12 protein-coding genes are annotated in these 15418 nt (G+C 65.4%); 8 read left to right on the top strand and 4 right to left on the bottom strand.

The annotated features are described in order from the left end of the window. Positions 1-4: 4 nt before the first annotated feature. The 4 genes from LQV39_RS03880 to LQV39_RS03865 all read left to right on the top strand — a co-directional run bounded on the left by LQV39_RS03880 (position 5) and on the right by LQV39_RS03865 (position 5288). Positions 5-994 carry an aldo/keto reductase gene (locus tag LQV39_RS03880; protein WP_230020425.1) on the top strand — a complete coding sequence of 330 codons (990 nt, stop codon included), beginning with the start codon at positions 5-7 and terminating at the stop codon, positions 992-994. 84 nt (positions 995-1078) lie between these two features. Then, entirely contained in the window at positions 1079-2110 is a 1032-nt protein-coding gene (locus LQV39_RS03875; protein WP_230020424.1) for a DUF3466 family protein, read from the top strand. A 124-nt stretch (positions 2111-2234) separates the two neighbouring features. Continuing rightward, complete coding sequence (locus tag LQV39_RS03870) at positions 2235-4577, top strand: GH92 family glycosyl hydrolase (RefSeq protein ID WP_230020423.1); 2343 nt, start codon at positions 2235-2237, stop codon at positions 4575-4577. 69 nt (positions 4578-4646) lie between these two features. Continuing rightward, positions 4647-5288 carry a hypothetical protein gene (locus tag LQV39_RS03865; RefSeq protein ID WP_230020422.1) on the top strand — a complete coding sequence of 214 codons (642 nt, stop codon included), beginning with the start codon at positions 4647-4649 and terminating at the stop codon, positions 5286-5288. Between the two features lie 10 nt (positions 5289-5298). Here the strand turns inward: LQV39_RS03865 and LQV39_RS03860 are convergent, their stop codons facing one another. Genes LQV39_RS03860 through argJ form a run of 3 tightly spaced genes read right to left on the bottom strand, consistent with a single transcriptional unit; the run spans position 5299 to position 7858 of the window. Beyond that, complete coding sequence (locus LQV39_RS03860) at positions 5299-5706, bottom strand: NUDIX domain-containing protein (RefSeq protein ID WP_290368548.1); 408 nt, start codon at positions 5704-5706, stop codon at positions 5299-5301. Then, the gene (locus tag LQV39_RS03855) at positions 5699-6610 is read right to left on the bottom strand and encodes an ATP-binding protein (protein ID WP_230020421.1); all 912 of its coding nucleotides are present in this window, start codon (positions 6608-6610) and stop codon (positions 5699-5701) included. The genes LQV39_RS03860 and LQV39_RS03855 overlap by 8 nt, the downstream gene beginning before the upstream one ends. Positions 6611-6619: 9 nt before the next feature. Further along, complete coding sequence (gene argJ, locus LQV39_RS03850) at positions 6620-7858, bottom strand: bifunctional glutamate N-acetyltransferase/amino-acid acetyltransferase ArgJ (RefSeq protein WP_230020420.1); 1239 nt, start codon at positions 7856-7858, stop codon at positions 6620-6622. A gap of 155 nt (positions 7859-8013) precedes the next feature. Between argJ and LQV39_RS03845 the strand changes: the two genes are divergently transcribed. Genes LQV39_RS03845 through LQV39_RS03835 form a run of 3 tightly spaced genes read left to right on the top strand, consistent with a single transcriptional unit; the run spans position 8014 to position 11779 of the window. Continuing rightward, on the top strand, positions 8014-9627 hold the full coding sequence (locus LQV39_RS03845; RefSeq protein ID WP_230020419.1) for a DUF945 family protein: 1614 nt from the start codon (positions 8014-8016) through the stop codon (positions 9625-9627). 23 nt (positions 9628-9650) lie between these two features. Next, positions 9651-10718, top strand: coding sequence for an AI-2E family transporter (locus LQV39_RS03840; RefSeq protein WP_230020418.1), 1068 nt, complete (start codon positions 9651-9653; stop codon positions 10716-10718). Positions 10719-10774: 56 nt separating this feature from the next. Next, positions 10775-11779 carry a MerR family transcriptional regulator gene (locus tag LQV39_RS03835; RefSeq protein ID WP_230020417.1) on the top strand — a complete coding sequence of 335 codons (1005 nt, stop codon included), beginning with the start codon at positions 10775-10777 and terminating at the stop codon, positions 11777-11779. A gap of 117 nt (positions 11780-11896) precedes the next feature. Here the strand turns inward: LQV39_RS03835 and secA are convergent, their stop codons facing one another. Further along, positions 11897-14680, bottom strand: coding sequence for a preprotein translocase subunit SecA (gene secA / locus LQV39_RS03830; RefSeq protein WP_230020416.1), 2784 nt, complete (start codon positions 14678-14680; stop codon positions 11897-11899). A gap of 234 nt (positions 14681-14914) precedes the next feature. Between secA and LQV39_RS03825 the strand changes: the two genes are divergently transcribed. Then, a complete protein-coding gene (locus LQV39_RS03825; protein WP_230020415.1) occupies positions 14915-15415 on the top strand; it encodes a DciA family protein in 501 nt (166 codons plus the stop codon). Positions 15416-15418 lie beyond the last annotated feature (3 nt).

Below are 15418 nucleotides of genomic sequence, written 5' to 3'. Positions count from 1 at the left end.
CGCGATGCAGAAACGACGATTAGGAAAGCTCGAAGTCTCGGCCCTCGGCCTCGGCTGCATGGGCATGACCCACGCCTACGGCCAGGCGCCGGACAAGCAGGCCATGATTGCCCTGCTGCGCACGGCGGTCGAACGCGGCGTCAGCTTCTTCGATACGGCCGAGGTCTACGGCCCCTTCAACAATGAAGAATTGGTCGGCGAAGCGCTGGCGCCGCTGCGCGACCAGGTCGCGATCGCCACCAAGTTCGGCTTCGCGCCGGATCCGAACGGCGGCTCCCGCTGGTCCGGCCTGGACAGCCGCCCGGAACACATCCGCGCCGTCACCGAGGCCTCGCTCAAGCGCCTGAAGCTTGAGATCATCGACCTGCTCTACCAGCACCGCGTCGATCCGAACGTGCCGATCGAGGACGTGGCCGGTACCGTCGGCGAGCTGATCAAGGAAGGCAAAGTGAAGCACTTCGGCCTGTCCGAAGCCGGCGCCGACACGATCCGCCGCGCCCACGCCGTGCAGCCGGTGACCGCCCTGCAGAGCGAGTACTCGCTGTGGACGCGCGAACCGGAAGCCGAGATCCTGCCGCTGCTGGAAGAACTCGGCATCGGCTTCGTGCCTTTCAGCCCGCTAGGGCGCGGCTTCCTGACCGGGAAGATGGACGAGACCACGCAGTTCGACAGCAATGACTTCCGCATGAGCCTCCCGCGCTTCACGCCCGAGGCGCGCAAGGCCAACCAGGCGCTGGTGGAGCTGCTGGGCCAGGTCGCGCAGCAAAAGGGCGCGACGCCGGCCCAGGTGGCGCTGGCCTGGCTGCTGGCGCAAAAGCCCTGGATCGTGCCGATTCCAGGCACGACCAAGCTGCACCGGCTGGACGAAAACATCGGCGCGACGACGCTCCAGCTGACGCCCGAGGACCTTGCCGGCATCGATCAAGCCGCCTCGCAGATCACCGTGCAAGGTGCGCGTTATCCGGAACATCTGGCGCGCCAGGCCAAAGGCTAAACAAACTAGCGCTTGAGTGAGATCAAGGCCGCGTCAGCCCTTGCCTTTATTCTGGTTTCCCCGCAGCAACTATTGGAGAAACCAGTGCAAACCCACTCACGCTTGTCCCACGTCCTGCTGGCCGCCCTGGCCAGCCTGCCCCTGCTCGCCCAGGCGGGGCCGAACAAGCCCTACCAGCCAGTCGCGCTGATTCCCTTCACGGCGGGGCAAGGCGCCGGCGTGGCGATGGCGATCAACAACCAGGGCGTGATCTGCGGCTTCTGGACCGGCGCCACCGGCGCTTTCTGCTGGCGCGACGGCCAGGTGACCGAGCTGCAGCCGCTGCCCGGCGACGACAATGTCTTCGTCGAAGGCATCAACGAGCGCGGCCAGGCGGTCGGCATGTCGCAATCGACGGTGACGTTCCGGCGCCGCGCCGCGATCTTCGTCGGCGGTGTGGCCCGGGAAGTGCCGATCCCGCAGGCGACGAACGCCACCGCGTCCGGCATCAACAATGCCGGCGACATCGTCGGCACCTACACCGGCCGCGATGGCCTGGGCATGGCCTTCCTGTATCGCCACGGCGCCCTGTCCGACCTGGGAACGCTCGGACAAACGGTCCGCAACAGCGGCGCCGCCGACATCAACAATCGCGGGCAGATCGTCGGCAACTCGTTCATCGACACGCCGACCGGGAACGGCAGCTTCGAGACGCGTGCCTTCCTGTACCAGCACGGCACCATGACGGCCCTGCCGACGCGCCCCGGCTACAGCAGCATTGCCGCCCGGTTGAACGAGCGAGGCCAGGTCGCCGGCAGGATCGAAAGCCTCGACGGCAGCGGCGATTACCGCGCGGCCTTGTGGGACAAGGGCCAGTTGAAGGTGCTGGTGGAGCAGCCGTCCGACGCGCGCGGCATCAACAATCGCGGCCAGGTGGTGGGCGCCGTGCTGACCGGCAGCGGCGGCTTCTTCTACGAGCCGGGCAAGGGCGTGCGCAGCCTGAACGACCTGATCGACACCTCGACGGGCTGGAACATCGTGTATGCGCAGGCGATCAACGAGCGCGGCCAGATCGTGGGCTTTGGCTGCAAGGGGGATTTGTGCGGGCCGGTGTTAATGAACCCGACCGGGCATTGAAGGCCAGGAAGCGGCGCCCGTTTAGTCAGCGAAAAATAAACTGACCCCAAAATGTGAAACTTCGTTGAGCTCAATACCTTCCTTTGTATAGATTGCCTGTAGTCCACCCGCAATGGAAGAGGCCATGAGCACAACTCTCGCACACCTTCGCTGTCGTGTCATTCTGGCCGCCATCGCGGCATTCGCCGGCCCCGGCGCCGCCCATGCGCAAAAGGCCGTCGATCTCGCCAATCCCCTGGTCGGCAGCGCGCCCCTCGATCAGCCGGTCCTGATCGGCAACGCGCCGCCGGCCGGCGAGCTGCTGTATTCGGGCCTCACCTCGCCCGGCGCGCGTCTCCCGCAAAGCAAGACCGAGGCTGCGCCGGTCAACCTCAACGTCGAGCTCAGCTATCCGATGGGCGTCGACACCAACTACGCCTATGCCAACCCGACCATGATCGGCTTTACCGGCGGCGGCTCGGCCTATGGGGCGCAAGCCGCGCCCATCATCATGCCTGTGGTAGGCGACTGGACCGTGCCGCCAAGCTATACCGAGGCTTACTACGACAAGAAGAGCGAAAAAGCCTCGCCCGGTTATTACAAGGTCGACCTGACCAGCTTCCGCACCAGGGTGGAACTGACGGTAACGCGCTCGACCAGCCTGATGCGCTTCACCTTTCCCGCCACCCAGCGCGCCAACGTCATCATCGACCTGCGGCGCGCCGGCGGCAATATCGAGGTGGTCGGCGACCGCAAGATCGTTGGTTTGTCGGCGAAAAAGGACAAGGACGCGGCCGCGGACGGTCCCTGGTTCGTCGCCGAGTTCTCGCGTCCCTTTACGGGCTTCGGCACCTTCCGCGCGGTCCACGACAACCAGTGGAACACGCTCGGCGACAAGGACGTCCAGGCCGGCCGCCGCACGATCTCCGGCGGCAATGCCGGCGCCTATGCCAGCTTCGCCACCAAAGCCGGCGAACAGGTGCTGATGCGGATCGCCCACGGCTACAGCGCCGCCGAAGCCGAGCAGCGCCTGCGCGCCGAGTCGCCGGATTGGGATTTCGAGCGCATGCATGCGCAGGCGCGCGCCGCCTGGTCGCAGCTGTTCGACCGCGTCGAAGTCCGCGGCGGCACGCCCAAGCAGCGCATGCTGTTTTACTCGACCCTGTACCACTCCTTTGCCAGCCCATGGTTGGTGGCGCGCAAGGGCGAGCCCTTCACCGGCGCCGACGGCCATACCGTCACGGCCGAATACGACCACTACGGGCCGGTGCCGTTCTGGGACACCGGCCGCAACCAGATCGCGCTGCTGATGCTGCTCGAGCCGGAGGTCGTGCGCGACATCATGCATTCCGAACTCGACATGGCCCGCGAACGCGGCTACATGAACACCTCCTTCCACGGCGACCACGCGGTGCTCCTCTACGACGGCGCCATGCGGCGCGGGATCTCCTTCGACTACGCCGCCGCGTACGACTACCTGCGCAAGAACGCGATGGATCCCAAGGGGCCGCGCGGCTACCTGGCCGAGTACATGCAGAACGGCTGGATCTCGGACATCATCCCGCCGGGTAATCCCAGCCCGCCCTACGCCGGCGGCAAGGCGGGCGTCGCCAAGACCCTGGAATACGCCTGGGATGACTACGCGCTGTCCGATATGGCGCGCCGGCTCGGCAAGCTGGACGATGCGGCGATGTTCCTGCGCCGCGCCGCCAACTACCGCAAGGTGTTCGATGGGTCGGTGGGCTTCATGCGCGGCCGCACCGAAGACGGCAAGTGGATTTCGCCCTTCGACCCCGGCGAGCCCTATTACAACTTCATGATGAAGGAAGCCTCCGGCTGGTCCACGCTGTGGCTGGTGCCGCAGGACGTGCACGGTTTGATCGGCCTGCTCGGCGGACCCGCCGCCTTCAACGCCAAGCTCGACGCCTTCTTCTCCACGCCTTACAAGCCCAAGGGCATCTGCCGCGACTGCACCGGCATGATCGGCCAATACGTGCAGGGCAACCAGCCGGACCAGCAGGCGCCCTACCTGTATGCCTGGAGTGGCCAGCCCTGGAAAACGCAGGCGCTGGTGCGCCGTATTCTCGACCGCCTGTACGGCAGCGATGCCAGCGGCTACGCCTATCCCGGCATGGACGACCAGGGCTCGACCTCGTCCTGGTATGTTATGAGCGCGATGGGCTTCTACCCGGTCGATCCTTCGACCTCCGACTTCATCCTGGGCAGCCCGGTCTTCGACCAGGTTCGCCTCCGCCTGGGCAATGGCAAGGTGTTCGAGATCGTCGCGCGCAACAACTCGGCCCGCAACATGTACATCCAGTCGGCCACCTTCAACGGCAAGCCCTGGACCAAACCGTGGTTCAGCCAGGCCGACATCGCGAACGGCGGCACCTTTGTTTTCACCATGGGGCCGGAACCGAACAAGACATGGGGCGCGGATCCGCGGCAGGCGCCGCCGTCGATGTCGTGGAACGGGGCCGGACAGTGATGCGAGAGCGCGAGTGTAATTTTGATAATTTCTTGTTATTATTAATTATCAAAATGTCCTTTGGCGATCATGGCACTCGTTACGCAAACCGACCGACGCTCGGGAGACCGACGTACCGATAGCGTCACCGCAAAAGTTCTGCGCACCATGTTCGCCATGCGGCGCGGTTTCGGCAACGCCGCAGCGAAAAATCTCCTCTTGCGCAATGGGCTTGAGGAAGATTTGGTCGAGCGTGTGCTGGCGATTCCCGAAGAACGCCGCGCCCAGCGACGCCGTCTCCATGAAGCGCCTTCTGCATTCGTGGACCAGCATCGATCATCGGCTGACGACGACGGGCCTGTCACGCTCGACGCGGCCGGGATGGCAATCCTGCACCGTCTCCGCTTCGAAGCGGACACCGGCATGCACCGGATGACGATTGCCGAGTGCCCCGTCGAATTGCAACGGTTCGCCCTGATTCAACTGGATGACGATGGCAAACGTGTCATTACTTTGAAAGGCCGGCAAGCGCTAAGGCATTTTGCCTGCGTACGTGCGCTCAACAGCATCCAATCCGGTATGAATGCGCTCATGATGAGCGACGAAATCCGGCTCTGGCTGGAATCGAACCTGTTTTTGCAGCGTATCGATAACGCGTACAAGGTCACCGAACTTGGTAGTGGCTGGCTCGAGTTCAACCGGTCGATTTCGCAGAATCGTGCGCTGGTCTAGGACACCAGGCTCAGCCTGGATAGCGCACCCGGTCCAGCCACTCCAGTAAAGGAATCGTCGCCGGCAGCAGCGGACTCACCGAATACCCGCCCTGCCACGCGAACGCCTGGCCTTCCAGGCTTTGCGGCGCGCCCGTCCACTCGCGGCTGATGTAGAAATAGAGCCGCACGTGGGCGTGCTCGTAGACGTGTTCGACGCAGCACCAAGGTTCGGCGCTGACCACCTGCACGCCCAGCTCCTCGACGAATTCACGCTGCAGGGCGTGGAAGATGTCCTCGCCCTGCTCCACTTTCCCGCCCGGGAATTCCCAGTAGCCGGCATAGGGCTTGCCTTCGGGGCGCTGGCCCAGCAGGACGTCGCCGTTCTCGCGCATCAAGATGCCGACCGCGACGTCGATCGGCTTTTTGACTTCAGACATCCACTTGCTCCTGCACCGGTGCGGGCGGCAGCTTGCCCGCGTAATCCTTGGCGAACTGCCAGGCCACGCGGCCCGAACGCGAGCCGCGCTGCAAGGCCCAGCGCAGGGCGTCCGCGCGCGCCGCCTCGATCTGCGCCGGCGAGCAGCCGAAGCTGTGCAGCCAGTGCGCGACGATGTCGAGGTAGTCGTCCTGCTTGAACGGATAAAAGGACAGCCACAGTCCGAAGCGCTCGGACAGCGAGATCTTTTCCTCGACGGTTTCGCCGGGATGCAGGTCGCCGTCGTCGCCGTGGCTGTAGCCGGCATTATCCGACATCTTTTCCGGCATCAGGTGACGCCGGTTCGAGGTCGCGTAGATCAGCACATTGTCCGACTGCGCCGCCACGCTGCCGTCCAGCGCCACCTTCAGCGCCTTGTAGCCGGCTTCGCCCTCTTCGAAACTGAGGTCGTCGCAGAAGATCACGAAGCGCTCCGGGCGCCCCGCCACCAGGTCGACGATGTCCGGCAGGTCGGCCAGATCGGCCTTGTCGACTTCGATCAGGCGCAGGCCCTGGCTGGCAAAGCCGTTCAGGCAGGCTTTGATGAGCGAGGATTTGCCGGTGCCGCGCGCGCCCGTCAGCAGCACGTTATTGGCCGGACGGCGCTGCACGAACTGGCGGGTGTTCTGCTCGATCTCGTCCTTCTGGCGGCCGACGTGCTGCAGGTCGTCGAGCCTGATGTCCGATGCGTGCAGCACCGGCTGCAGGTACTTGCCGGCGTTGGCGCCGCCGCCCGGACGTTTACGCCAGCGGAAGGCGAAGCTGCGCCCCCATTCGGTCTCGCGCGGCACGGCGGGCGGCAGCATCGCTTCGACCCTGGCCAGCAGGCTTTCGGCGCGATGCAGGAATTGCTCCAGCTGATTCATACGGACGAATTACGAACGATAGTCGGCGTTGATCGAGACGTAGTCGTGCGACAGGTCGCAGGTCCAGACGGTGCTGTTCGCATCGCCGCGTCCCAGTTCGACGCGCACCAGGATCTCGGCCTTCTTCATCACGCGCTGGCCGTCTTCTTCCTTGTAGTCCGGATTGCGGCCGCCGGCCTTCGCCACCAGCACGTCGTCCAGGTAGAGGTCGAGCTTGGAGGTATCGAGGTCGTCGACGCCGGCATAGCCGATCGCTGCCAGGATGCGGCCCAGGTTCGGGTCCGATGCGAAGAAGGCGGTCTTCACCAGCGGCGAGTGGGCGATGGAATACGCGATCTTGCGGCACTCTTCCATGTCGCGGCCCTGCTCCACCGAGATGGTGATGAACTTGGTGGCGCCTTCGCCGTCGCGGATGATCTGCTGGGCCAGGTGGGTCGAGATGCCGGTAACGGCGTCGCGCAGGGCGATGTAGTCCGGGCTGTCGACCGAATCGATGACCAGCGAACCGGCGCCCGTCGCCACCAGGATGAAGGAATCGTTGGTCGAGGTGTCGCCGTCGATGGTGATGCAGTTGAAGGAGCGGTCGGCGGCGTAGCGCACCAGTTCGTCCATCACCGGCTGCGCGACCTTGGCGTCGAAGGCCAGGTAGCCCAGCATGGTCGCCATGTTCGGCTTGATCATGCCGGCGCCCTTGCTGATGCCGGTCATCGTGACCGTGTGGCTGCCGATGGTGGCGGTCAGCGAGGCCGCTTTCGGCTGGGTGTCGGTGGTCATGACGGCTTCCGCCGCATTGAACCAGTTGTCCTGCTTCAGGTTCGAGACGGCGGCCGGCAGCGCGGCGACGATCTTCTGTACCGGCAGCTGTTCCAGGATCACGCCGGTGGAGAACGGCAGCACCTGCTGGGCGTCGATGCCGAGCAGGCGCGCGACTTCCTCGCAGGTGGTGCGCGCGCTTTGCAAGCCCTGCTCGCCGGTGGCGGCATTGGCGTTGCCGGTGTTGACCACCAGCGCGCGGATCGGCTTGCCGCCATTCGAGACGGCCGCCAGGTTGGCCTTGCTCACCTGGACCGGCGCGGCGCAGAAGCGGTTCTTGGTGAACACGCCAGCGACGGTGGCGCCCTCGGCGAGTGTCATCAGCAGGACGTCCTTGCGGTTCGGCTTCTTGATGCCGGCTTCGGCAAAGCCGATGTCGATGCCGTTCACGGGCTTCAGCTCACTGGCGACGGGCAGGGGGGAATTGACGGCCATGGTGTTCTCTTCGCTAAAAGGAAATCTAGAGGGAAAATCAACGAATCCGTTATTGTACCGCCAGCGGCATGCAGGGCGCGCCACCCCGGCCGTTAATGACTTTTTAAGCCGGCTCGTTAATAATTAGAAACATTACAACAAGCGGACCCGTCCCCGTGAAAACTGCGCTTACCACTTCGCTGCTGGCGGCTTCGCTGCTAGTGCTTCCCGCTGCTGCGGACGAGGTCAAACCCGCCACCCGGCCAGCCCCCGGCCCGGTCATGGACGCCATGCAGTCCGCTGCGCGTGAACTGCAGCTGGCCCAGGACCCGCGCCTGCCCCTGCCCGTCCAGCTGGATAATCTGGCGGCGCTGCGCTACAGCCCGGAGACCGCCGCCAAGCTGAGCGCCATCTTCGGCAACGACCGGCCGCTGAGCTTCGAAAGGCAGCAGCCCAGACCGGGCCGCCTGGCCTGGCGCATGCGCCTGCAGCCGCTGCACTACGAAGGCCCGGACAAATCGCGCGTGGACTGGGACGAAGCGCTGGTCGAATTCGACATGGACAAGGCCGGCAAGGCGGTCGATTTCAAGGGTCACTGGAACACGCTGGCGGCCGAAGACCCGGCCATGCGCCTGAGCGCAGAGGGCATGACCTTGAGCGGGCGCCAGCGGCAAGCCGCGGACAAGCTCTGGTTCGGCAACGGCCAGCTGCGCATCGCCCGCGTGCACGGCGAAACCCCGGCCACGCCGAATGCCGGCAAAGACTTCACGATGGACGACCTGCGCATGGACTGGCGCACGGTGGAGCGCCCGAAGACCGTCGACATGCAGTTCCAGCAGCGCATCGGCAGCATCGCCGCCGCCGGCGAGAAGGTCGAGGACGTCCGCTTCGACATGCGCATCGTGAACATCGACCGCGCTTCGATGGTGGCAATGCAGGCCGCCGGCGAGCGCCAGCGCGCGCAGCTGAAGACGATGACGCCCGAGCAGCGGCTGGCCGCCATGAAGCCGCTGCTGCAGACCTTCGGCAAGGCCGCCATCCTGCGCGGTTCAAGCATCGAGATCGACGAGATCAGCGCCCGCTTCCACGGCAACAAGGCCAGCATCCGGGGCCGCATCGGCCTGGCCGGCGCCGTCGAGGCCGACCTGCGGGACCTGCCGGCGCTGATCAGGAAGATCGTGGCCCGCTTCGAGATCCGCGTGCCGGTGGCGATCGTGCGCGACGTCAGCGCCATCGTCGCCGTGCGCCAGGGGCAGCCGCCCGCCGCGGGGCAGACCATCACCGATGTCGTGGTCGGCAAACTGCTTGGCGGCGGCTTCGCGAAGCTGGAAAACGACGTGCTGGTGTCGAACCTGGAATTCCGCAACGGGAAGCTGACTGCCAACGGCAAGGAGATCGCCCTGCCGAAAACCGCACCGGCGGCCCGCAGCTCGACCGGCCAGGCACCGGCCGTGGTGCAGCGCTCGAACCTGCCGCCGGGCGCGCTGCAGGCCCGACGCATCGAGGACAGCTGCCGCCTGCCCGACTACCCTGCGGAGGTGGTGCGCCAGGACCAGCCGCTGCGCGCCAGCTTCGCCTACCGCGTCGACGCCGAAGGCAAGGTGCACGAGGTACGCGTGGCGCAGGCCAGCGGCTACCCGGACTGGGACCAGGCCGCGCTCGAGGCGCTCGGCCAGTGCCGCTACATCCCTGCCCTGCAGGACGGCAAGCCGATCGAATTGCAGATGCGCTGGAGCCTGGTGCGCGAAGCCGGCAGCAAGCGCCCGCGCGACCCCGATCCTGCTCCCTGAGCGGCGCCCTGAATGGAGATGCCATGACCGAGAACCAACGCAGCACCCTGAGCGCCTGCTTTTCGCTGGCGATCATCCTGGCCGCCCTGTTCGTGACCCAGCGCTTCGTGCTGCCGCTGCTGTGGGCCGCGATCCTGTGCATCGCCACCTGGCCGCTCTACCTGCGCGCGCTGCGCCTGCTGGGCGGGCGCGGGATCCTGGCCGCGGCCCTGGTGACGCTCCTGGCGGCGCTGGCCTTCATCACGCCGCTGGTGCTGGGCGTCACCCAGGCCGCGCACCAGGCGCCGGCCCTGGCCCAGCTGGTTGCCGACGCCAACACCGAAGGCTGGGCGGCGCCGGCATGGCTGCTGCGGATCCCGATGGCCGGCGATGCCATCTACAACTGGTGGCAGGCCACGCTGGGCCAGCCGCACGGCCTCGGGCATCTTCTGCAGGACAGCTCGGTGGGCCATATGCAATCCGCCAGCGAGGTGCTCAAGCGGGTCGGTAGCGGCACCCTGCACCGCCTGATCGACATCGGCTTCGCCTTCCTCTGCCTGTTCTTCTTCTACAAGGACGGCCACGCGCTGCAGGGCCAGACCAACGCCCTGGGCGCCCACCTGATCGGCGCCGAGCGCTGGAGCCTGTACGCGCTGAAGGTGCCGACCGCGGTGCGCGCCACCGTCAACGGCCTGGTGCTGGTCGGCCTGGCCGAGGGCGTCCTGCTGGGCATCGGCTACCAGTTCGCCGGCGTGCCCTCGGCCGTGCTGTGGGCGGCCGCCACCGGCGTGCTGGCCATCATTCCTTTCGGTGCGCCGCTGGCCTTCGGCGCGGTGGCTGCCCTGCTGCTCTACCAGGGCAATGCGGCAGCCGCCGCAGCCGTCGCCGCCTGGGGTTTCGTCGTGCTGTTCGTGGCCGACCACTTCGTGCGTCCGGCCATCATCGGCAACGCCACCAAGCTTCCCTTCCTGGCGGTGTTGCTGGGCATCCTGGGCGGGGTCGAGACGCTGGGGCTGATCGGCTTGTTCGTCGGGCCGGTGGTGATGACCTTGTTCGTCACCTTGTGGCATGAGGAGAAGCGCTTTCGTCACGCCCCGCCTCAATCCCCTTGACCCTCACGCCACGTGAGGCTCCAGACTGGGTCCACGCTGAACAAAGGAGCTGAACGATGCTGAAAGTGGGAGAACTCGCCGCGCTGGCCGGGCTGACGGTCCGCACGCTGCACCATTACGACAGCATCGGGCTGCTCCAGCCTTCGGCGCGTTCCGATGCCGGCTACCGGCTCTACGACCGCGACGACGTGGCGCGCCTGCACCAGATCCAGGCCCTGCGTTCCTTCGGCATGAGCCTGGCCGACATCGGCCTTTACCTGGACAGTCCGGCGGGCAGTCCGCTGGCCGTGGTCGAGCGGCAGCTTGCCGCGCTCGACCGCCAGATCCGTGAAGCGGCGCGGGTGCGCGAGCAGTTGCAGCGCCTGCACGACGAACTGGCGGCAGGCGGCCAGCCGGACCTGTCCACCTGGCTGGACTCACTGGAGCAGATGAGCATGTACGAAAAATACTTTACGCAGGATGAACTGGCGCGGATTCCGATGTATCACGACGAGACGATCAAGGCGCAATTCAAGGCATTGGTCGACGAGGCCATGGACATGATCCGTACCAGGGTGGCGCCGGATTCGGACACGGCCAAGGCCTTCGCGCGGCGCTGGCTGGACACCTTCGGACGCGGCACCGGCGGCGACGCCGAATTCGCCGCCCGCATCAATCTCATGGTCCAGCGCGAAAAGGAAGCGGGCGCGGTTTCGCCCGAGCTGATGGACTACGTGATGGCCGCGATCGGCGCCGTGAAAAACGAAGCCTGGGCAAAGTACCTGCCGCCGGAGGTGCTCGCCCGCATGCGCCACCACTGGACCAGCCGGGGCCACGAATGGACGGTCCTGATCGGGCAAGTGCGCGAACAGATGCGCCTCGATCCGGACGCCGCGCAGCCGGCCTCGCAGGCGCTGGGGCGCCAGTGGATGGCACTGTTCCATGACATGGTCGGCACCGACCCGCAGGTGGTGGCGGCCTTCCGCCGCGCGACCGAAGAAGAACCGGTGCTGCGCAAGGGGTCGGGGATCAGCGAGGAGGCGCTTGCCTGGTTACGGAAGGGGTTGAGCGCGCCACAATAATCGTTGGCCCAAAAAACGTCGTCCCCGCGAAGGCGGGGACCCAAGTTTGTATGCGTTTCGATAGCGCACGCAAAACTTGGGTCCCCGCCTTCGCGGGGACGACGGTGTTTTTTCGGCTTACGCCAGCTTGCCGTGGCAAGCCTTGAACTTCTTCCCGCTGCCGCAAGGGCAAGGGTCGTTGCGGCCGACCTTCATGCCCATGTAGGTGGTGGCCGGGTCATCGCTCACCGCGGTGGTGCCAGCGGTGGCTGCCTGGGGCGCCATCAGTTCTTCCGGCGCCGCCGTCGGATCGAAATCGGCGTGCTGGTAGTTGACGTTTTCCAGGTGCGCAGCGGCCGCCTGCATGGCCGCTTCCGCCGCTTCGACTTCCTCGCGGGTCTGGATGCGGACCGTCATGACGGTACGGATCACTTCGTTCTTGATCTGGTCCAGCATGGCGCCGAACAGCTCGAAGGCTTCGCGCTTGTATTCCTGCTTCGGGTTCTTCTGGGCGTAGCCGCGCAGGTGGATACCCTGGCGCAGGTGGTCCAGCGCCGCCAGGTGCTCGCGCCAGTGGGTGTCGATATTCTGCAGCATGACGTTGCGCTCGAAGCCGCCGAACGCGTCCTTGCCGACGATCGCGACCTTGCTGTTGTACGACTCGTCGGCGGCGGCCAGCACGCGCTCGAGAATGTCGTCGTCGTTCAGGTTCGGCTCGTCTTCCAGCATCTGCGCCAGCGGCACCTCGAGCGACCACTCGTCGTTCAGCACGCGGCTCAAGCCAGGGATGTCCCACTGCTCTTCGACCGATTCGGCCGGCACGTAGGTGCGCACCACGTCGGTGAACACGCCGGTGCGCAGCGAGGCGATCAGCTCGGAGATGTCGACCGATTCCAGCAGCTCGTTACGCTGGGTGTAGATCACCTTGCGCTGGTCGTTGGCGACGTCGTCGTATTCGAGCAGCTGCTTGCGGATGTCGAAGTTGCGGGCCTCGACCTTGCGCTGCGCCGACTCGATCGAGCGGCTCACGATGCCGGCCTCGATCGGTTCGCCTTCCGGCATCTTCAGGCGGTCCATGATCGCGCGCACGCGGTCGCCGGCGAAGATGCGCAGGAGCGGATCGTCCAGCGACAGGTAGAAGCGCGAGGAGCCCGGATCGCCCTGGCGGCCCGAACGGCCGCGCAGCTGGTTGTCGACGCGGCGGGATTCGTGGCGCTCGGTACCGATGATGTGCAGGCCGCCCTGCGCCACCACGTGGTCGTGCAGCGACTGCCATTCGTCGCGCAGCTTCTGCGACTGTTCCTGCTTCTGCTCGGGCGACAGCGCCTCGTCGGCCTCGATGATCTGGATCTGCTTCTCGACCATGCCGCCGAGGACGATGTCGGTACCGCGGCCCGCCATGTTGGTGGCGATGGTGATCATCTGCGGACGGCCGGCCTGGGCGATGATTTCCGCTTCGCGGGCGTGCTGCTTCGCGTTCAGCACGTTGTGCGGCAGGTTGGCCTTGGACAGGATACCGGACAGCAGTTCCGAGTTCTCGATCGAGGTGGTGCCGACCAGCACCGGCTGGCCGCGCTCGTAGCAGTCGCGGATGTCGTTCAGCATCGCGCCGTATTTTTCCTCGGCCGACTTGTACACCTGGTCCTGGCGGTCCTTGCGCTGCGACGGACGGTTCGGCGGGATCACCACGGTCTCGAGGCCGTAGATCTCCTGGAATTCGTAGGCTTCCGTGTCGGCGGTACCGGTCATGCCGGACAGCTTGGTGAACATGCGGAAGTAGTTCTGGAAGGTGATCGAGGCCAGGGTCTGGTTCTCGTTCTGGATGCGCACGCCTTCCTTGGCTTCCACGGCCTGGTGCAGGCCGTCGGACCAGCGGCGGCCCGTCATCAGGCGGCCGGTGAATTCGTCGACGATCACCACTTCATTGTTCTGCACCACGTAGTGCTGGTCCTTGTGGTACAGGACGTGGGCGCGCAGGGCGGCGTACAGGTGGTGGATCAGGGTGATGTTGGCGGCGTCGTACAGCGAGGCGCCTTCCGGCAGCAGGCCCATCTTGGTCAGGATGGCTTCGGCCTTCTCGTGGCCGGCCTCGGTCAGCAGCACGGTGTGCGCCTTCTCGTCCTTGGTGTAGTCGCCCGGGACTTCGACCTGGCCCTTGCCGTCCGGCGTCTCTTCGCCGATCTGCAGGGTCAGCAGCGGCGGGACTTCATTGATCTTGTGGTACAGGTCCGTATGGTTCTCGGCCTGGCCGGAGATGATCAGCGGGGTGCGGGCCTCGTCGATCAGGATCGAGTCCACCTCGTCGACCACGGCGAAGTTCAGGCCGCGCTGCACGCGCTCCTTCGCATCGTAGACCATGTTGTCGCGCAGGTAGTCGAAGCCGTATTCGTTGTTGGTGCCGTAGGTGATGTCGGAACCGTAGGCCTGCTGCTTGCTGTCGTGATCCATCTGCGACAGGTTCACGCCGGTGGTGAGGCCGAGCCAGCCGTACAGGCGGCCCATCTGGTCGGCGTCGCGCTGCGCCAGGTAATCGTTGACGGTCACCACGTGCACGCCCTTGCCGGACAGCGCGTTCAGGTAGACCGGCAGGGTCGCCATCAGGGTTTTACCTTCGCCGGTGCCCATCTCGGCGATCTTGCCGTAGTGGAGGACCATGCCGCCAATCAGCTGCACGTCGAAGTGACGCATCTTCATGACGCGCTTGGCGGCTTCGCGGCAGACCGCAAAGGCCTCGGGCAGGATGTCGTCGAGCGTCGCGCCGCCGGCGATCCTTTCCTTGAATTCGGGAGTTTTTGCCTGGAGCTCGGCGTCCGACAGCTTTTCCATCTGCTGCTCGAGCGCGTTGATGTCGCGCACGGTTTTTTGGTATTGCTTGAGCAGACGCTGGTTACGGCTGCCGAAAATCTTGGTCAGGAATGACATGCTGTGTTCTTAAAAAGTACGCCGCGAAAAAGCCATGGATGATATCAAAATAATATCCGCCGAAGACCGCCTATGGCAAAAAGCCACCGATTTTATCATGCGATCCGGCCACACTTGGGGGTGAAGGGGCGTATCACAAGTGCAAGCGGACAAAGAATGTTATCAAATTGCACTCGAAAGGGCGTTTACTGTAGCTTTCTTTATGCGCCGGGCTGGCTGTGGTATGTTCCGCCCATGCAGTCACCCAAGCCTCCCTATCATATCTACGGCACCAAGGTCCGCCGCACGTCGATCGAGGCGACCGACTTTCTACGCCGTAACCACCGCCTGGCCAGCCTGCTGCCGGCGGCGACGCGCATGGCCAGCCTGCAAAAGGACGTGCGCCTGATCCTGCCGCCTATGTATGCCAACTGCGAGACCCTGTCCATCCAGGAAGGCGTGCTGACCCTGGCCGTGCCCTCCTCGGCCGTCGCGGCCAAGCTCAAGCAGCAGGCGCCCAAGCTGCAGGCGGCGCTGCAGAAAAAGGGCTGGCAGGTGGATTCGGTGCGGATCAAGATCCAGGTGGGGCGGGCCATGCCTGTGCAGGACGACATCATGAAGCCGTCCTCGCTGGAATTGCCGCCGACGGCGGTGCAGGCGTTCGAGGAGCTGGGGGATGCGCTGCCGGCTTCGCCGCAGAATGCGGAACTGATTGCGGCGATCAGGCGGCTGGCGGAGAAAAGGAAGAACCGTTAACTC

It is taken from the genome of Massilia sp. Bi118 (genome assembly GCF_918697865.1).
Lineage (GTDB): Bacteria > Pseudomonadota > Gammaproteobacteria > Burkholderiales > Burkholderiaceae_D > Telluria.
This window is presented reverse-complemented; position numbering and strand designations above follow the sequence as displayed.